Source organism: Enterobacter sp. JBIWA005 (assembly GCF_019968805.1).
In the GTDB taxonomy this organism is placed as follows: domain Bacteria; phylum Pseudomonadota; class Gammaproteobacteria; order Enterobacterales; family Enterobacteriaceae; genus Enterobacter; species Enterobacter vonholyi.
Genome location: NZ_CP074159.1, coordinates 1638705 through 1656670, shown reverse-complemented (window position 1 = coordinate 1656670; position 17966 = coordinate 1638705). Strand labels below are relative to the sequence as shown.

Here is a 17966-nt window from a genome sequence, read left to right as displayed (position 1 = left end):
TTTCAGAACTGGAACAGCTTTTGCAGCGCCTTGTGACTTTCAGGGTTACGAGGACTCTTCATGCAAAGTAATATCTCCACACACGGTATGGCGGTTGCGCCGCACCACCTCGCCAGCCAGAGCGCGCTGACGGTGCTACGCGAAGGCGGCAGCGCGATAGAAGCGATGGTCGCGGCGGCGGCCACCATCGCCGTGGTTTACCCGCATATGAACGGGCTGGGCGGCGATGGCTTCTGGCTTATCGTGCCGCCGGAAGGCGACCCCATCGCCATTGACGCCAGCGGCGCGGCGGGATCGCACGCGACGCTGGCCGCCTACGATGGGCTCACGCAGATCCCCCATCGCGGACCGCAGGCGGCGCTAACCGTCGCCGGCACGGTCAGCGGCTGGGACGAGGCGCTGAAGGTTTCCCGTGAGATGACCGGCAAGTCGCTGCCGCTGGCCCGCCTGCTGGCCGACGCCATTGACTACGCGCAGAACGGCACGCCGGTCACGGCCTCTCAGGCTCACGCCACCGCCAGCAAGTTCGACGAGCTGAAGGATGTGCCGGGCTTCGCGGAAACCTGGCTGGTCGACGGCAAGCCGCCGCAGGCCGGGAGCCGCTTTTACCAGCCCGCCATGGCTACAACCCTGAGGCGCCTGGCGGAAGACGGTCTGGACAGTTTTTATCGCGGCCCGCTGGCGGACGTGCTGGCGCACGGCATGGAGACGCTGGGCCTGCCCGTTACGCTGGCCGATTTACACGCCCACGCAGCCCGACGCACCGCGCCGCTTAAGCTGCAGCATCAGCAGGGAGAGATCTTTAACCACGCCCCGCCGACGCAGGGGCTGGTCTCGCTGGCGATACTCGGCATCACCGACCGACTGAACATGGCGGAGGCCGACGACGCCGAAACCCTTCACCGCATCGTTGAAGCCACCAAGCTGGCCTTTGGCCTGCGTGATGCCCACATCACCGACCCGCGCGAGCTGAAAATCGATATTCAGGATCTGCTTGATCCCGCCGCCCTGCAGGCGCTTGCCAACAGGGTTGACGACGGCCGGGCCGCACCGTGGGGAACCGGAAAAGGCCCCGGCGATACGGTGTGGATGGGGGTGATGGACAGCAGCGGGCTTGCCGTGTCGTTTATCCAGAGCATTTATCACGAGTTCGGCAGCGGCGTGGTGCTGCCCGATACCGGCATCGTCTGGCAGAACCGAGGGGCATCATTCAGCCTCGATCCCGCCCATCTTCTGGCCCTCGCGCCGGGCAAACAGCCGTTCCACACCCTGAACCCGGCGGCGGCGCGTCTGAAGGACGGTCGCGTGATGGTCTACGGATCGATGGGCGGCGACGGACAGCCGCAGACCCAGGCCGCGATCTTTACCCGCTACGCGATTCAGGACGTGCCTTTACAGGAGAGCATTTCCCGCCCGCGCTGGCTGCTGGGGCGCACCTGGGGACAAACCTCGGACACCTTAAAGCTTGAAGGACGTTTTTCACCCGAGACGGTCGTGCGCCTGCGGGCACTCGGTCACGAGGTGGAGCTTTTCCCTGACTTTAGTGAAGCCATGGGCCACGCGGGCGCGATTGTCCGCCACCCCAACGGGCTGTTCGAAGGGGCATTTGACCCGCGCAGCAACGGCGCGGCCGCCGGATTCTGAGGAGAAAAAAATGACGACACACCAACCCGACTGGCAGGCATACCTGGCGCAAATGGAAACTGTACTCGGCGTGACGCTGGATGACGCCCGCCGCGCCGAGCTGCAGCTGCAGTTCAGCCGCATAGCCACCATGGCCGCCCCGCTGATGGCGCTGCCGCTCGACGACCGTCTGGAGATTGCAGGAGTGTATAAAGCATGACGCTACACGAGATGAGTATCAGCGACATTCAGCAGGCGCTGAGCGCGGGCGAGCTGAGCGCCCATGAGATTGCCCGCCAGACGCTGGAGGCCATTGCGCGCGTGAATCCGCAGATCGGCGCCTGGACCGCCGTGACGGAAGCACGCATGCTCGCCGAAGCCGACAATATCGATACCCTGCGACGGGAAAAGCGTCCCCTGCCGCCGCTGGCGGGCGTGCCCTACGCGGTAAAAAATCTGTTCGACGTTGCCGGTCACACCACCCTCGCCGGGGCCGAGCTGTTCAGCCAGCGCCCCGCTGCCGCCGCCGACAGCTTCGCCGTGCGCCAGCTGCGCAGCGCGGGCGGGCTGCTGACCGGGATGGTCAATATGGACGCCTACGCCTACGGCTTTACCACCGAGAACAGCCACTACGGTGCGACGCGTAACCCGCACGATCTGACGCGCATTGCGGGCGGGTCGTCCGGCGGTTCAGCCGCCGCGGTGGCCGCCGGGCTGGTGCACTTTTCGCTCGGCACCGACACCAACGGCTCGATTCGCGTTCCGGCCTCCCTGTGCGGCATCTACGGCCTGAAGCCCACCTTTGGCCGCCTGTCGCGATCCGGCAGCCATCCGTTTGTCGCGAGCCTGGATCATATCGGGCCCTTTGCGCGCCGCGTATGCGACCTGGCGTCCGTGTACGACGCGCTGCAGGGCCGGGACACCAGCGACGGTTTTCAGGCAGAGAGCTCGCGGGAACAGACGCGCCCCCTGCTTGACCGCGGGCTTGACGGCCTGCGCTGCGCGGTGCTCGGCGGCTACTTCACCACCTGGTGCGACGCGGACGCCAGAGACGCCGTGGCGCGGGTGGCGAAGGCGCTCGACGTGCAGGATGAGCTTCAGTTTCCTGACGCCGAGCTGGCGCGTTCCGCTGCGTTTATCATCAGCGCCTCCGAAGGGGGAAATCAGTACCTGCCCGCGCTTCGCCGGGAGCCCGAGCGTTTTGAGCCGCACTCCCGCGAACGCCTGCTGGCCGGGGCGATGATCCCCTCTGCCTGGTACATTCAGGCCCAGCGGTTTCGCGCGCAGGCACGGCAGGCGTTTCACGCGCTGTTTGCACGAGCCGACGTGCTGATTGCCGCGGCAACGCCGCGCAGCGCCACGCGGATCGGCGAGCAAACCATGGAGATTAACGGTCAGCCGCTTCCCATCCGCGCCAGCATGGGGATGCTGACCCAGCCGATTTCGTTTTTAGGCCTGCCCGTGACCACCGTTCCGCTGCGCACCGCGCAGGGCGCGCCCATTGGCCTGCAGCTGATTGCCGCGCCGTTTAACGAGCAGGCCTGCCTGCGCGTCGCGCGGGTTCTGGAAGAGAGCGGCATCACCGATGCCCGCCCGGCGGAGATAGCAGCATGATGAATCACGATGACATTAACCTCCCGTGGGTGGTTGCCGAGGTGACGGCCGCGTTTTACCGCTATGAGGACGCGCTGGTGAGCAACAACGTTGCGGTGCTGGACGAGCTGTTCTGGCACGACAAAAACACGGTGCGGCTGGGGGCGGGGGAAAACCTGTACGGGATCGATGAAATCCGCGCCTTTCGTGCGGCGCGCCCCGCCGCCGGGCTGCAGCGGACGCTGCGGCACACCGTCATTACCACCTTCGGGGAGGATTATGCCGTGTGCAGCACCGAGTTTACCCGCGAGAGCACAGAACGCATTGGCCGCCAGCAGCAGACGTGGGTGCGGTTTGCCTACGGGTGGCGCATCGTGGCGGCGCAGGTGAGTTTGATGTCGTAGTCGTAGGCCGGGTAAGGCGCAGCCGCCACCCGGCTAAAGACGGCTCAGTTATTTCTGAAACGGATGCACCTCCCGCCAGTGGTCGGCAATCTGCTGGCGGGTACAGACCCATACCCGCTCGTGCTGCTGCACATAATCCAGGAACTTCTGCAGCGCGCGAAAACGCCCCGGTCTCCCCAGCAGGCGACAGTGCATGCCGATGGACATCATCTTCGGCGCGCTTTCTCCCTCTTCGTACAGCACGTCAAAACTGTCCTTCAGGTAGGTATAGAACTGCTCGGCCGTGTTAAACCCCTGCGCGGTCGCGAAGCGCATGTCGTTCGCATCCAGCGTATACGGCACAATCAGGTGCGGCTTATGGGTGCCGTCGCTGCAGGCTACTTCCGTCCAGAAGGGCAAATCGTCGCCGTAGTAGTCGCTGTCGTAGTCAAAACCACCGTGCTCCACCACCAGCTGGCGCGTGTTGGGGCTGTCTCGTCCGGTGTACCAGCCCGCTGGCGGCTTGCCGAACAGGTCGGTCAGAACGTGCACCGCCTTATGCAGGTGTTCGCGCTCCTGGCTGATGTCCATGTTTTGATAGTGGATCCAGCGCCAGCCGTGGCTGACCACGTCGTAATCTGCGGCTTTGATCGCCTCAACGATCTCCGGGTGACGCGCCAGCGCCATCGCCACGCCAAAGACCGTTAGCGGCAGGCCGCGCTTTTGAAATTCATTGTGGATCCTCCAGAACCCGGCGCGGCTGCCGTATTCGTAGAGGGAGTCCATCGACATGTGTTTATCCGGGTAGCTGGCCGCGCCGATAATGTCCGACAGGAACTGCTCGGATCCGGCATCGCCGTGCAGAACGTGGTTTTCCGCCCCTTCCTCATAGTTGAGCACAAACTGCACGGCGATGCGCGCCTGATTCGGCCACCGCGCGTGCGGCGGGTTGCCCGCGTAGCCGCGCAGATCCCGCGGATAATCCTGTTCAAAAAGCCCCATTGCCACCCCCAAAAATTAAAATGGATTCAATGCCTGAAAATGCCCGCTTAACGGTTTGTTCTCCGGGAATGCCAGATCCCCGTGCTTGCTGGTCGACAGCCCCAGCGCCACCAGCGATTCCACCATCTTCACCGCCGCGCTGACGCCGTCGATCACCGGCACGCGCAGCTCGCGGGTCAGCTCCTGCGCCAGCGTTGCCATGCCGCCGCAGCCCAGCACGATGGCGCCACAGCCATCCTCTTTCAGCGCCTGTATACAGCGCGCGCGCACTTTTTCCTGCGCCAGACCGCTGCCATCCTCCAGCGCGAGCACCGGAAGGTCGATGGCGTGCAGCGGCGCGCAATGGTCCTGAAAGCCATACTGGTGCAACAGATGACGGGCAATAATCAGCGTGCGCGACAGCGTGGTAACCACCGAAAAACGCGTCGCCACCAGCGTCGCCATGTGCATCGCGGCTTCGGCAATGCCGATAACCGGCCCCTGGGCCAGCTCGCGCGCCGCCAGCAGGCCCGGATCGCCAAAGCAGGCAATCACGTGACCCGACACGCCCTGTTCCCTGCCTTTTTTGATCTGTTCCAGGACACCGACGGCGGCGATGGCCTCATCAAAGTGGCCTTCTATAGACGGCACGCCCGCGCTCGGGCAGACCGCGAGGATCTCCGTCCCCGGCGCCGCCACCGCGCGCGCCGCCGCGCCGATGGTTTCCGTCATGGCGAGGCTGGTGTTGGGGTTGATCACTTGTATACAGACAGACATTACGACTCCTTGTGGCCGGCAAACAGCCGGGCAAAATCAGGCAGGCACTCGCCCGCCCGCTCGAAGCAGAGGCTGGCGACGATATGTTCAAAATGGTGCATGAGGGCATCGCTTAATGGCTCAAGCGCCTTCTGACGCAGCAGATCCACAAGCTGTTCGTGATCGTTGCAGCGGCAGCCCTGACGCCACGGCGCGCCCCAGGTGGCAATCACCAGCGAAGAACGCTGGCTCAGGCTGGTCACCATCTCAGTGAGCACCTGGTTGCCGGAGATGGCCTGCAGCTGAATGTGGAAATTGGCGGAGTGGCGAATCGCCGCCGGGCCGTCATAGGCCTCGTGCGCCTGCTGCTCCTGGCGAATAATGGTCTCCAGCGCGGCAAGGTGCGGCGGCTGGCAGTGCGCCAGCACGTCCGGAAGGTTAGCGACCTCCAGCAGCGCGCGGGTGCGAAAGATGTGTCGCGCCTCTTCCACCGTCGGGCTGGCGACGTGTGCACCACGCTTGGGCGTCAGGGTGACCATTTGCACAGCGGCGAGTCGTTGAAGCACCTTGCGGATGCCCGTGCGGCTTACGCCAAACACCTCGGCCAGCGCCTCTTCCGGCAATTTGCTCCCCGGCAGCAGCTGATGTTCGACAATCGCGGTCATCAGCGCCTGAAAGATCGATTCGTCTTTGTCATGCAGGTCTGGCGCGGTCTGCAGGGCGTTTATGTTGTTCATTCACCACTCCGTCTTTTACTCTTCGTTATCGAATCGTATACATAAAAATAAAATATTGCATACAAGAATTATTATTTTGGCCTGGATCCTGCAACACCGTTTGCACTCCCGCTTAACGGGTTTTCATTCACAGGAGCAGGTTTCATGCCAAACAGTCAAAACGCACAGCAAGGTACGGCCGCTGATTCCGGTGCGGTTTACAGCCCACGTCTTTGCAATGAGGATCTGGCACCGACGCGTGACCAGAACTGGAGCTGGTACAACATCTTTTCGTTCTGGATGTCGGACGTTCACAGCATGGGGGGTTATGTTGTCGCCGCGAGCTTCTTTACGCTCGGGCTGGCAAGCTGGCAGGTGCTGCTCTGCCTGCTGGTGGGGATTTGCATCGTGCAGCTGTGCGCCAATCTGGTGGCCAAACCGAGCCAGATGGCGGGCGTGCCCTACGCGGTGATCAGCCGTCAGGCGTTCGGCGTCTTCGGGGCCAATATTCCGGCGGTGATCCGCGGGCTGATCGCTTTTGCGTGGTACGGGATTCAGACCTATCTGGCCGCCAACGCCCTGATGCTGGTGGTGCTGAAGTTCTGGCCATCGCTCTCTTCGCTCACCGCCGGCGCGTTCCTGGGCCTGTCTCATCTGGGCTGGATCTGCTTCGCTATTATGTGGGTCCTGCAGGCGATGGTCTTCTGGCACGGCATGAGCGCCATCAAGCGCTTTATTGATATCGCCGGTCCGGCGGTCTACGTGGTGATGCTTGCCCTCGCAGGCTGGATTGTATACAAGACCGGTTTTGACGGGATCTCCTTTACCCTCGCCAGCAAATCCCTGAGCGCGGGCGAGCAGACCTGGCAGATGATCACCGCGACCGCGCTGGTGGTCTCCTACTTCTCCGGCCCGCTGCTCAACTTTGGCGACTTCTCCCGCTACGGCAAAAGCATGGGCGAGATCCGCCGCGGCAACCGCTGGGGCCTGCCGTTTAACTTCCTGCTGTTTTCCATCGTCACGGTGGTCATTGTCTCCGGCACCCAGTCGCTGTTTGGCCGCATGATCACCGACCCGATCGAAACCGTCAGCCGCGTGGGCAACGATCTGGCCGTGGCGATTGGCCTGCTGACGATGATCACCGCCACCATAGGGATCAACATCGTGGCAAACTTCGTCTCGCCGGCGTTTGATTTCTCTAACTGCTCGCCGCAGAAAATCAGCTTCCGCACCGGAGGGATGATTGCCGCCGTCGGCTCGATCCTGCTCACCCCGTGGAACCTGTTCAACTCGCCGGAGCTTATCCACTACACCCTGGACGTGCTCGGGGCGTTCATCGGCCCGCTGTTCGGCATTCTGATTACCGACTTCTACCTGATTAAGCGCGGCAAGGTGTCGGTTGACGATCTGTTCGACGACACGCCAAAGGGTAAATACTGGTACCGCAACGGCTTTAACCCGAAAGCTATTGGCGCACTGATCCCGTCCGTTGCCGTGGGCCTGGTGATTAGCTTTATCCCGGCCCTGCATGAGGTGGCGAACTTCAGCTGGTTTATCGGCGTCTTCCTCGGCGGCGTGACCTACCGCTGGCTGGCGCGGGAAGATCGTGAGACGGCGGGCGCGACGTCGTTCAGCTCCCGCGTGGCAACGCAAAAAGAGTAACCCCCTCCCTCCGGCCGCAGCTTATCTGCGGCCCTTTCATTCTGGCACCGTTCTTGCTGAGCCCTCTCACCCCCGCTACGCAAACACGAAGGCAGGAATCATGATGGAATACCAGACTGCGATACGCGGTGCATTTTTTGATATTGCCCGGGTCTGCGACAGCGCAGACGCCATTGCTCAACACGCGCGCTACCTTGAGGACGGGCTGCTGTTTATACAGAGCGGAAAAATTCTGGCGCAGATGCCGTGGCAGGAGGGCGAGCAGTATCTTGACCCCCACAAGGGCTACACCGACCTGCGCGGCAGGCTGCTGCTGCCCGGTTTTGTCGACACCCACGTCCATTACCCGCAAACGGAGATGATCGGCGCCTTTGGCGAACAGCTGCTGGAGTGGCTGACCACCTACACCTTCCCGGTGGAAAGCCAGTTTGCCGATGAGGCCTACGCGAAAGAGATCGCCGAATTTTTCATACAGCAACTGGTTAGCAACGGCACCACCACCGCGCTGGTGTTTTGCACGCTGCATCCGGAATCGGTCGAAGCGCTGTTTACCGAGGCCCTGCGCCTCAACATGCGCCTTATCGCCGGAAAAGTGATGATGGACAGACACGCGCCGGACTACCTGAGCGAAGACGCGAAGCAGAGCTACCGGCAGACGCGGGCGCTAATCCAGCGCTGGCACCACCGGGGACGGCTGGGCTATGCCATTACGCCGCGCTTTGCCCCGACGTCATCCCCCGAGCTGCTTGCGGCGGTCAGCCTGCTCAGAGAGGAGTTCCCGGACACCTGGCTGCAGACCCACCTGAGCGAAAACCCCAACGAAGTGGCCTGGGTAAGCGACCTCTGGCCGGAGCATGAGCGCTATCTCGACGTGTATCACCACTACGGCCTGACCGGCGAGCGCAGCGTGTTTGCCCACGCGATCCATCTGCACCACAGCGAGTGGCAGTGCCTGCATGACACCGGCTCGGCGGTGGCGTTTTGCCCTACCTCTAACCTGTTTCTCGGCAGCGGGCTGTTTCGCCTGCCCGCCTGCTGGCAGCACAGGGTGCGGATGGGCATCGGCACCGACGTTGGGGCGGGCACGACCTTCAGCATGCTGCGCACGCTGGGGGAAGCCTACAAGGTCGGCCAGCTTCAGAGCTACCGCCTGCGCGCCAGCGAGGCGTTTTACCACGCCACGCTGGGCGGCGCGCACGCCCTCCGGCTGGACGATAAGATTGGCAACTTCACACCCGGCAAAGAGGCTGATTTTGTGGTCATCGATCCCGACGTGACGCCGCTGCAGCGCCTGCGCAATCGCCGCTGTCAGGATATCTACGAGCAGCTTTTTGTGCTGATGACCCTCGGAGACGAGCGCAACATCAGCGAGACCTGGGTCAACGGCGAGCGGGTGTGGTCAACTGCCCCGGTAGGTTGACCATCCGCCGGGGGCAATCACAAACGGCAGATGGAAATGCTCGTCTGCCGTTTCTCCCGTCACAAAATCAATTTGCGCACTGGGATAGAGCGTGTCGCGACCGGTTTCGCTAAACCACGCCCCGATCTCCGCCACCAGCCGATAGCGACCTGCGGGCAGAGAGGGAACGAACGCGGCAATGCGCCCTTGGGCGTTGGTCACGCCCGTGGCCAGCGTGCTCCCGTCCTGTTGCAGATGAACCGTTACGCCCTCCGCGGGCTTGCCCGTTGAGATATCGAGAATATGGGTGCTGAGTGTGCTCATTCGCTAATAACTCCTTCCAGCCGAAGCAGCGTAATTTCCCGCAGCTGTTCCAGCGCGGCACGGACTTCCTGCGCGTCGCTGTTCTCCAGCCGCGCGTGCAGGGCCCGCAATATCTCCTCGCCGCTGCGGCCCTTCGCGCGGATCAGAAACACGCGTCCGAAGCGGGCCTCATAGCGGGCGTTGCCCTCGCGCAGCGCCTGGGCAAGGTCAGCATCGCGATCGTTCACAGCGCCCTGCTCCTGACGCGACAGCGCCGCCTCTGCCGCTGAACCCGCGGGCTTTTCCCCGATGCGCGGATGGGCGCTCAGGGCCTGCGCCAGCTCCGCTTCGTCCCAGTTTTGCGTCAGCGCGTTTGCCGTACTGAGTAATTCGTCCCGGCTGGCGTATGGCCGCCCCAGAGCCAGCGCGTCGGCCCAGCCGGGTATCGCCACGCAGGGCAGAAGCAGCGTAAGAGCATCTTTCTCAGGAAGCTGATTGAAGTCGTGCAGTGCGATCATAGTGTCTCCTTTATTATCCTTCTCCAGGCTATTGCACAAACCACGCCACCCTGAACGCGGGCGTGAAACAGTCGATTCCGTATAGCTCAACTGGAAATTTTTGATTCATAAAAAGGCACGCTCACCGCGTTTACGCACCTTAGCAGTGCAAACGTCTCCCTTACAACGCCGTTTTCGCCATGCTGCAGCCTGGTACGCAAATTGCTGAATGTCTTTACACCCTGCAAAAGGAGAGAAGCATGAAAGCAATCGTGATTGGCGCGGGCATTGGTGGCCTGAGCGCTGCCGTGGCGCTGAAGAAAGCGGGCATCGACTGTACCGTGTTTGAAGCCGTAAAGGAGATCAGGCCCGTCGGGGCGGCCATCTCCATCTGGCCTAACGGCGTGAAATGCATGCAGCACCTCGGCATGGGCGACATCATCGAGACCTATGGCGGGCCGATGCGTTTTATGGCCTACAAGGATTACCGGCGCGGCGATACCCTGACCCGCTTTAGCCTTGCCCCGCTGGTTGAGCGTACCGGCGGGCGTCCCTGCCCCGTCTCGCGCGCTGAACTCCAGCGCGAAATGCTGGACTTCTGGGGGCGCGACAGGGTGCAGTTCGGCAAGCGCGTGGAACACGTCCATGAAGACGACGCGGGCGTGAACGTCACCTTCACCGATGGCACCACGGCAACTGGCGATTTTCTGATTGCCGCCGACGGCAGCCACTCGGCGGTTCGCCCGTACGTGCTGGGATACACGCCGGAGCGCCGATACGCCGGGTACGTAAACTGGAACGGGCTGGTGAAGATTGACGAAGAGATCGCCCCGGCGCACCAGTGGACCACGTTCGTTGGCGAAGGCAAACGCGTGTCGCTGATGCCCGTCTCCGGCGGACGCTTCTACTTCTTTTTTGACGTGCCGCTGCCCGCAGGCCTGGCGGAAGATCGCACCACCCTGCGCGCCGATCTCACTGGCTACTTCCGCGGCTGGGCGCCGCCGGTGCAGAAGCTTATCGCGGCGCTGGATCCTGAAACGACCAACCGCATCGAAATCCACGATATCGAGCCGTTCGACAGCCTGGTGCGCGGCAACGTCGCGCTGCTCGGCGATGCCGCGCACAGCACCACGCCGGATATCGGCCAGGGCGGCTGCGCGGCTATGGAAGATGCCGTAGTGCTGGGGGAATGCCTGCGTGAAAACCATAATATTACGCTGGCGCTGCGGCAGTACGAGGCGCTGCGCTGCGACCGGGTGCGCGACCTGGTGCTGAAGGCGCGTAAGCGCTGCGACGTCACCCACGGGAAAGACATGGCGCTGACGCAGGCCTGGTATCAGGAGCTTAGCGAAGAGACCGGAGAGCGCATCATCAACGGTCTGTGCGAGACCATTCAGGGCGGCCCGTTAGGCTGAACGTAAGAGGGATAATGATGAAAAGAGAACCAACTCCACCCGCCCACTGTACGTTTGAGCCAGAGGACTGGCTGCGTCTGGCGAAATGCTGGCATCCGGTCGCGCGCGCCTGCGACGTCGGTCCGGCGCCGGTCAAAGCGACGCTGCTGGATGAACAGCTGGTGATTTACCGGATAAACGACCAGGTTGTGGTCGCCCGTGACGTTTGCCCGCACCGCGGCGTGCCGCTGACGCTCGGCTTTCACGATGAGCTCGGGATTATCTGCCCCTATCATGGTTTACGCTTTGGGGAGGACGGGCGCTGCAACCGTATTCCCTCCAGCCCCGACCAGCCCGTTCCGGCGAAGCTGAACCTGATTAACTACGCCGTGGAAGAGCGGTACGGGCTGATCTGGACCTGCCTGGCCTTTGATCCGGATAACCCCGCGCCGCTGCCCGCCATGCCGCACTGGGATGACGACGGATTTCAGCAGATTAACTGCCCGGCGTTTGAGGTAAACGGCTTTGCCGGACGTCAGGTAGAGGGTTTTCTGGACGTGGCGCACTTTGCGTGGATCCACACCGAAACCTTTGCCGACCCCAATAATCAGCTTGTACCTGCCTATCAGCCGCAGGAGACGCCGTTCGGCTTCGTGGCGGATTACTGGAGCTCCGTGAGCAACTATCCCGCCAGTTCGGACGTGCAGGCACCAGAAGGGTTCCAGTGGCTGCGCCATTTTGAAATGCACCTGCCGTTTACCGCTACCCTGACAATTCATTTTCCGGGTGAATCGCGGCTGGTGATCATGAACGCCGCGTCGCCCGTGTCGTCGCGCGTGACCCGCATGTTCGCCCCTATCGCCCGCAACTTTGACCTGCATATTCCGGTGGAGGATGTGCATGCCTTTAACCTGCGCATTTTTGAAGAGGATCGCCTGATGGTCGAAACCCAGCGCCCGGAAAGCCTGCCGCTGGATCTGACGCTGGAAGCCCATATTCCCGCAGATAAAAGCTCAATTGCCTACCGTCGGGGGCTGAAGAAGATGGGCTTTGGCGAATTTTTCCTGGTATGACGGAGGCCGATATGCTGAGCGTAATTGTTGACGGGCTGTGGCGTGAGGGCGACAAAAGCCTCGCCGTCAGGCTGGTGGCTGAAAACGGCGAAGCGCTGCCGGCGTGGCAGGCCGGCGCGCACGTTGATGTCCACCTGCCCTGCGGCGTGGTGCGCCAGTATTCACTGACCGGAGCATGTGGGGACGAGAGCTATCTTATTTGCGTGGGGCGTGAAACCGCCTCGCGCGGCGGGTCGCGCTACGTTCACGAGACGCTGCGTCCCGGGCAGAAGCTGATAATATCGGCCCCGCGCAACCTGTTTCCGCTTCAGCAGGCAGAGCGGGTTTTGCTGCTGGCGGCGGGCATTGGCATTACGCCGCTGTATGCGATGGCCCTGCAGTTGAAGGCAACCGGAACGCCATTCACGCTGCACTACTACGTCAGAAACCGCGAAAGCGCGGCGTTTACGCGTGAACTCTCCCGGTTCGACGAGTGCCTCATTCATACCGCCAGCCCGCGCATAACGCTGGCAGATCATCTCCCCGCGCCCGAGGCGGGGCTTCACGCCTGGATATGCGGACCGGCAGGATTTATGGAAAAAGTGTGTGAGGTCGCCACTGCAAAGGGATGGGATGACGCCCACCTTCACAGCGAGGCGTTTCAACCCGTTGCGCCCGCCGCAGGCGGTGAAACCGGGGAGATTTTCACGGTCAAACTGGCCTCCACCGGTGAGCGCTGGCCGGTGCCTGCGGATAAGACCATCGCCCAGGTATTACAGGAAAACGGGGTGGACATTCCGCTGTCATGCGAAATGGGAATCTGCGGCGCGTGCCTGACGCCGGTGATTGACGGCGTGGTGGATCACCGGGATAGCGTGCAGTCGGAGGCGGAAAAAAGCGCGACAAACCAGCAGGTGGCGCTGTGCTGTTCGCGAAGCCATTCCGGGGAGCTGGTGATTGGGCTGTAAAACGAAAAAAACCCTGCGATATTGCTATCGCAGGGTTTTCGAATTTGGCGGAAGCGTAGAGATTCGAACTCTAGAACCCTTTCGGGTCGCCGGTTTTCAAGACCGGTGCCTTCAACCGCTCGGCCACGCTTCCAAAGTGAGGCGCACTATAAACATCTATTAGCGCCTTGTAAAGCAGGAATTTTTCTATTTTTCCCCACAGGCGTTTGACTGCGCAAAAAGTCACCCAAACGCTGATTTCACATCACTCTCCGCGACCTTGTACATACCGTAACATAGCAACGCTCATCGTTTTAAAACGCTCTGGTATAGAATGCCACAAAAATAAACGGTCATTTGTTGTGTAATTGTTATAAATCTGAGTAGCTACAGATTTAGAAATTACTGCCATGCAGTGTTACTGGTTGATGATGAAAATCAAAAATTCGCTTTGCTTACATATCCTGATGGCGACGCTGGCCATTTTGTTTCTCTGTGTTCACCCGCTGGTGACGAGTTTCGATCCGCCGCTCACTTTCCAGCCGCTGATTAAATCAATGGCGGGTACGCCTAAAGAACAGGCGGAAAAAATTGCCACTATTTCTCATGCCTTAGAAGGGAATGCTATTTTCTTCATTGGCGCGTCTGAGGTTGCCACCTCAGAAGATGAACATTACGCTGTATATAATTACTTTAATAAGCAATTACACAAACCCGTCGTGGCGTATGGCGATGCGTTTGTCGATGATGAAACGCAATTTTTACTATTCTCACGTTTTAAAAATAGCCTTAACGCAAACAGTAAAGTTGTTTTGCTGCTGGCGCCTGACAGCTTTTACTCAAAAGGGCTGCCACCGGCTATTTATGCCGATAATTTCCCCGGCTCTATTTTTAATCCACTGATGAAGGATCCGCAGGCGCGCCCGCTGCTGGTTAATTATTTAAAGCATATTGATAGTAAAGAAATAAGCCATTTAACCTTCGGCCAAATGCACGTCTTTGGCTGGCATCCCGATCTGATCTGGGAGGAGCTGAGCTTCCAGTTTGCGAACGTCTGTACCATGATAAAAAACGACTGGCTGTCGCTGCTCAACATTAGGCCCCAGACGGTTCAGACCTGGCCGCCGCAGCCAGCCACCCGCATTATCCCTGACTGGGATAAAGAGCTGGCGAATGCCCGCGAGTTAAATAAAAAACGCCAGCAGAGCGCGGCCACCCTGTGGATGGACAAAACGATTTACGAAGAGGACGGTACGCGGCAACAGTGGGACGACACGCCGGTCGTGCCTGCGCAAATCACCGCTTTCAGTAAAACCGTCCAGCTGCTGAAAGAACATCACGTGCAGGTGATTGCTATCGTCGACCCGGTTAACCCCTGGGCGCTTTACAACACCGATACCTTCCGCCCGGTTGATAAGCAAATTAAAACCATTCTGGAAAAGAACCAGATCCCCTATTTAGATATGTACGCCATGCCTTATCAGAATGGCTGGAACTGGGATCGTTTGCACCCTTCCGAACTGGCCTGGGTTCCTATGATTCGCTTTATTGCACAGAGTTTTAAATGATGAAAATTGCGATCCGTCTTTTTTTCCTTTATCTCCTGCTGGCGATTACCGTCGTCGCGTGGACCTCTGTCGATGACAGCATGAGTATGCAGCTGCATTTTGAATATCAAAAATTCTGAGGCCGAATGATGTATAGCTCAGGAATGTTTTTTGTTTATTTGTTTTCATCCGCGCTGGCGTTTGCGCTGGTCAATCGCGTATTACGCCATCGCCTGACTTATTTATCGGCCTTATCCGTCCTGGCCGCATTAGGCTGGGGCTATATTTTTCAGGGTGATTACCGTGTTCCCGCGGTCGTTTTTTTTAGTTTTTACCTTGTCGCCGCGTTAAAAGAAAAAGGATGGTTAAAAACCTGGCAGGCGATTGTGTTAACGCTGCTTCCTTTATTTTTGGTGAAACTGCACGTTAATCACCATCTCGGCATGATCGGCCTCTCTTTTATGACGTTCCGCGCGGTGGACGTGCTGCTCTATCGCAGTAAAAAAGAAGGGCAGAATTTCCTGCACTATTTCTGCTATCTGTTTATGCCCTTTATTATTCTGGCGGGCCCAATGTACCGCTGGCGGACATGGATGAGCGACGTCAGCAAGCCCGTCTTTGCCCTTACTCGCGAACAGTTTTTAGTGGCGCTGGAGCAAATCATTACCGGCATTATCCAGAAGTTCCTGTTTGCGATGCTGGTTGACTCACTTGTCGTGCAGCCCTGGAGCCATAAGCCGTTTACGCTGACCGTGGGCGTGGTGATGTCGATTGCCTATAGCGCCTATCTGTACTTTGATTTTGCGGGCTACAGCAATATGGCCATCGGCGCAGGCCGCCTGTTTGGACTCAACATTCCGGCAAACTTCAATATGCCGCTTCTGGCAAAGAACCCGCAGGATTTCTGGCGCCGCTTCCACATCAGCCTGTCTGAATGGCTGCGCGATGTGGTCTTTATGCCCGTTTATATGAACCTGATGAAGTTCAACTTTTTCCGTCAGAACAAAACGCTGGCGCAAAATATCGGTATTTTTTGCACCCTGTTCTGCATGGGGGCATGGAATGGCCTGGAACGCCATTACGTCATCAGCGGCGCGCTGTTTGGCGCGATTTCCGTCACTCATAACATGCTGCTGTGGTTAGCCAAACGCAGCCCGGCATTGCACCGGGGCTTGCAGTATCCGGCCGTTGCATTTTTGGGACGCATTCTGACGCTGGGAAGCGCCGCGGGCTCCCTTTACATCTTTAGTGGAATGTCACCTCTATGAAAAATCACTCCGATCTTCAGGAAATGCACGATTTCTTGCGTGCGGCATTATGCGATCCCGCCTCCCCGCAGCAGCTGGCCATCAGCGGCAGCGACGAAGCCTTAAGCTGGCTGCAGCTTTCCGCGGCCGTGACGGACTGGGCGCAGCGCTATCAGCGTTGCCAGCCTGTTGCCGGTACGCCGGTCGTCTTGTACGGACACCAGCAGGCCGAGTTCGCCGTGGCGATTTATAGCTGCCTGCTGCACAACATTCCGTACATTCCGGTGGACTGCATTTACCCGCAGGAGCGCCTGCGGGAGATCTGCCATCTGGCCAGCGCCCCTTACTATTACGACGTCGCGACCCGGCAGTTTATCGCCACCGGTGAACCGGGCAAGGTGCTGGAGGAGCAGGATTTGGCCTATATCATGTTTACCTCAGGCAGCACCGGCAAGCCTAAAGGGGTGCAGATTGGGCGTGAAAGCGTATGGCACTTCATGAAATGGGTCAGCCAGGACTTTTCGCTGCCGGAAAAACCGGTGCTGATGAACCACGCGGTGTTCAGTTTTGACCTCTCCCTGATCCCTTTGCTGGCGAATCTGGCGATGGGTGGACACATCGTGCTGAACGCCAAAGAAGACATTCAAAAAGAGAACTGGCTGGAGCGACTGAAAAGCAACGCCGTCTCCGCCTGGGTTTCGACCCCCTCTTTTGCTTACCAGCAGCTGCTTTCCCCGCAGTTTAACAGCGAGTATTTACCTGAACTCAACGTCTTTATCTTCATTGGTGAAGTGTTGAATAAAGCGCTGGTTAAACAGCTTCGCCGCCGCTTCCCGCAGGCAAAAATCATTAACTCCTATGGTCCAACGGAAGCGACCATCGCGACCACCGTGGTTGAAATCACGGATGAGATCCTGAACAGCGACAGCGCCGTGCTGCCGGTGGGGGTCATGATGCCTGAGAGCAGAATGGAAATTTCCGCTGAAGGCGAGCTGATTATCTGGGGTAAAAACGTCATGCGCGGCTACCTGGGCCTACCGCAGGAGAACGCAGAAAAATTACTCCGTCGGGAAAATGAAGCATTTCGCGGCTACCGGACCGGCGATCTGGGCTATGAAGCGGGACTTATCTACTGCCAGGGCCGCAACGATAGCCAGGTCAAACTGAATGGCTACCGTATTGAAATTAACGAGATTGAAAACCGCCTGCTGGCCATGTCCGGCATCAACGAAGCGGTGGTTCTGCCGCTGATGAAATCCTGCGGCAGCGTGCTGCGCATTGCAGCGTTCTGCGTGACCGATATGGCGCCGGACACCATCAAAACGTCGCTTTCTAAGGTGGTTCCGCACTATATGGTGCCTTCACAAATTATCGTAAAAGACGCTTTGCCGCTGAATCCCAACGGCAAAATTGACCGCAAGCTGCTGGACGCTTACGCCCGAACAAATTAATGACTCCAGGAAAAATTATGGAACAAGAAATTCTCGCCCTGTTCGAAAAAGTGTTATCCCGTAAGGTGGGCTTTCACGATGAACTGATTGAATCCGACATTCTCGACTCCATCCTGGCGGTCGATATGGTGCTGGAAGTGCAGGACGTTTACGGCTGTATGATCCCGCCAACTGACGTAGCGACGGTGCTGAAAACCCCGGCTGACCTGGCCCGCTATATTGAAGAAAACCGCTAAACGCCCCTGTAGTTAATGCTGCCCTGAAGGCTCTGGAGGATCTCCCCAGAGCCTTTTTCCGTTCCCCCCTCCCGCCTGAAAGCAAAACGCTGCCTTTCACAGGAATGAAACCCACTGCTTTTACTATTTCACCTACACTTTAGGGGTACTGTCGGTACGGGAAATAGAAAAAAGCCAAC

18 protein-coding genes, 1 tRNA gene and 1 pseudogene are annotated in these 17966 nt (G+C 59.5%); 14 read left to right on the top strand and 6 right to left on the bottom strand.

The features are described from left to right. The first annotated feature begins 60 nt into the window (after positions 1-60). From hpxW to hpxZ, 4 genes are read left to right on the top strand one after another with little or no spacing between them, the layout of a single operon-like run. Entirely contained in the window at positions 61-1644 is a 1584-nt protein-coding gene (gene hpxW, locus KGP22_RS07765; protein WP_223581806.1) for an oxamate amidohydrolase, read from the top strand. Positions 1645-1654: 10 nt separating this feature from the next. Next, positions 1655-1843: an oxalurate catabolism protein HpxX gene (gene hpxX / locus KGP22_RS07760; protein WP_045334723.1), complete on the top strand. Its 189-nt coding sequence runs from the start codon at positions 1655-1657 to the stop codon at positions 1841-1843. Further along, positions 1840-3237 (top strand): AtzE family amidohydrolase, encoded by a 1398-nt coding sequence (locus KGP22_RS07755; protein WP_223581804.1) that lies wholly within the window; start codon positions 1840-1842, stop codon positions 3235-3237. The genes hpxX and KGP22_RS07755 overlap by 4 nt, the downstream gene beginning before the upstream one ends. Continuing rightward, the gene (gene hpxZ / locus KGP22_RS07750; RefSeq protein ID WP_032649007.1) at positions 3234-3620 is read left to right on the top strand and encodes an oxalurate catabolism protein HpxZ; all 387 of its coding nucleotides are present in this window, start codon (positions 3234-3236) and stop codon (positions 3618-3620) included. The genes KGP22_RS07755 and hpxZ overlap by 4 nt, the downstream gene beginning before the upstream one ends. Positions 3621-3668: 48 nt before the next feature. Here hpxZ and puuE read toward each other — a convergent pair whose 3' ends face one another. From puuE to KGP22_RS07735, 3 genes and pseudogenes are all read right to left on the bottom strand, one after another. Further along, positions 3669-4568 carry an allantoinase PuuE gene (gene puuE, locus KGP22_RS07745; RefSeq protein WP_223582415.1) on the bottom strand — a complete coding sequence of 300 codons (900 nt, stop codon included), beginning with the start codon at positions 4566-4568 and terminating at the stop codon, positions 3669-3671. Then, positions 4486-5357 (bottom strand): annotated as a pseudogene (gene hpxA, locus KGP22_RS07740) (allantoin racemase). Before hpxA ends, puuE begins: the two are co-directional and overlap by 83 nt. Beyond that, on the bottom strand, positions 5357-6073 hold the full coding sequence (locus KGP22_RS07735; protein WP_111964516.1) for a GntR family transcriptional regulator: 717 nt from the start codon (positions 6071-6073) through the stop codon (positions 5357-5359). The pseudogene hpxA and the gene KGP22_RS07735 overlap by 1 nt, the downstream one beginning before the upstream one ends. A 144-nt stretch (positions 6074-6217) precedes the next feature. On the opposite strand from KGP22_RS07735, the gene KGP22_RS07730 reads away from it, so the two are divergent. Further along, entirely contained in the window at positions 6218-7714 is a 1497-nt protein-coding gene (locus KGP22_RS07730) for an NCS1 family nucleobase:cation symporter-1 (protein WP_223581802.1), read from the top strand. Between the two features lie 100 nt (positions 7715-7814). Continuing rightward, positions 7815-9134: a guanine deaminase gene (gene guaD, locus KGP22_RS07725; RefSeq protein ID WP_111964518.1), complete on the top strand. Its 1320-nt coding sequence runs from the start codon at positions 7815-7817 to the stop codon at positions 9132-9134. Here the strand turns inward: guaD and uraH are convergent. Beyond that, positions 9114-9437, bottom strand: coding sequence for a hydroxyisourate hydrolase (gene uraH, locus KGP22_RS07720; RefSeq protein WP_039266100.1), 324 nt, complete (start codon positions 9435-9437; stop codon positions 9114-9116). The two genes, guaD and uraH, sit on opposite strands and share 21 nt — an antisense overlap. Continuing rightward, positions 9434-9934: a 2-oxo-4-hydroxy-4-carboxy-5-ureidoimidazoline decarboxylase gene (uraD, locus tag KGP22_RS07715; protein ID WP_039266099.1), complete on the bottom strand. Its 501-nt coding sequence runs from the start codon at positions 9932-9934 to the stop codon at positions 9434-9436. The genes uraH and uraD overlap by 4 nt, the downstream gene beginning before the upstream one ends. A gap of 239 nt (positions 9935-10173) precedes the next feature. Here uraD and hpxO point away from each other — a divergent pair, with 239 nt between their 5' ends. From hpxO to KGP22_RS07700, 3 genes are read left to right on the top strand one after another with little or no spacing between them, the layout of a single operon-like run. Next, positions 10174-11328, top strand: a complete 1155-nt coding sequence (gene hpxO, locus KGP22_RS07710; protein ID WP_223581800.1) for an FAD-dependent urate hydroxylase HpxO — start codon at positions 10174-10176, stop codon at positions 11326-11328. A 14-nt stretch (positions 11329-11342) separates the two neighbouring features. Further along, complete coding sequence (hpxD, locus tag KGP22_RS07705; RefSeq protein ID WP_181574024.1) at positions 11343-12380, top strand: molybdenum cofactor-independent xanthine hydroxylase subunit HpxD; 1038 nt, start codon at positions 11343-11345, stop codon at positions 12378-12380. A gap of 11 nt (positions 12381-12391) precedes the next feature. Continuing rightward, positions 12392-13327: a PDR/VanB family oxidoreductase gene (locus KGP22_RS07700; RefSeq protein WP_223581798.1), complete on the top strand. Its 936-nt coding sequence runs from the start codon at positions 12392-12394 to the stop codon at positions 13325-13327. Positions 13328-13372: 45 nt separating this feature from the next. Here KGP22_RS07700 and KGP22_RS07695 read toward each other — a convergent pair. Then, positions 13373-13460, bottom strand: a tRNA-Ser gene (locus tag KGP22_RS07695). Positions 13461-13737: 277 nt separating this feature from the next. Between KGP22_RS07695 and KGP22_RS07690 the strand changes: the two genes are divergently transcribed. Genes KGP22_RS07690 through KGP22_RS07675 form a run of 5 tightly spaced genes read left to right on the top strand, consistent with a single transcriptional unit; the run spans position 13738 to position 17787 of the window. Beyond that, entirely contained in the window at positions 13738-14874 is a 1137-nt protein-coding gene (locus KGP22_RS07690) for a D-alanyl-lipoteichoic acid biosynthesis protein DltD (RefSeq protein WP_223582413.1), read from the top strand. Further along, entirely contained in the window at positions 14871-14993 is a 123-nt protein-coding gene (locus KGP22_RS24230) for a hypothetical protein (protein WP_256371422.1), read from the top strand. The genes KGP22_RS07690 and KGP22_RS24230 overlap by 4 nt, the downstream gene beginning before the upstream one ends. 9 nt (positions 14994-15002) lie before the next feature. Further along, positions 15003-16121, top strand: coding sequence for an MBOAT family O-acyltransferase (locus tag KGP22_RS07685; RefSeq protein WP_149366357.1), 1119 nt, complete (start codon positions 15003-15005; stop codon positions 16119-16121). Further along, positions 16118-17551: an AMP-binding protein gene (locus KGP22_RS07680; RefSeq protein ID WP_223581795.1), complete on the top strand. Its 1434-nt coding sequence runs from the start codon at positions 16118-16120 to the stop codon at positions 17549-17551. Before KGP22_RS07685 ends, KGP22_RS07680 begins: the two co-directional genes overlap by 4 nt. A gap of 17 nt (positions 17552-17568) precedes the next feature. After that, on the top strand, positions 17569-17787 hold the full coding sequence (locus tag KGP22_RS07675; RefSeq protein WP_008499867.1) for an acyl carrier protein: 219 nt from the start codon (positions 17569-17571) through the stop codon (positions 17785-17787). Positions 17788-17966 lie beyond the last annotated feature (179 nt).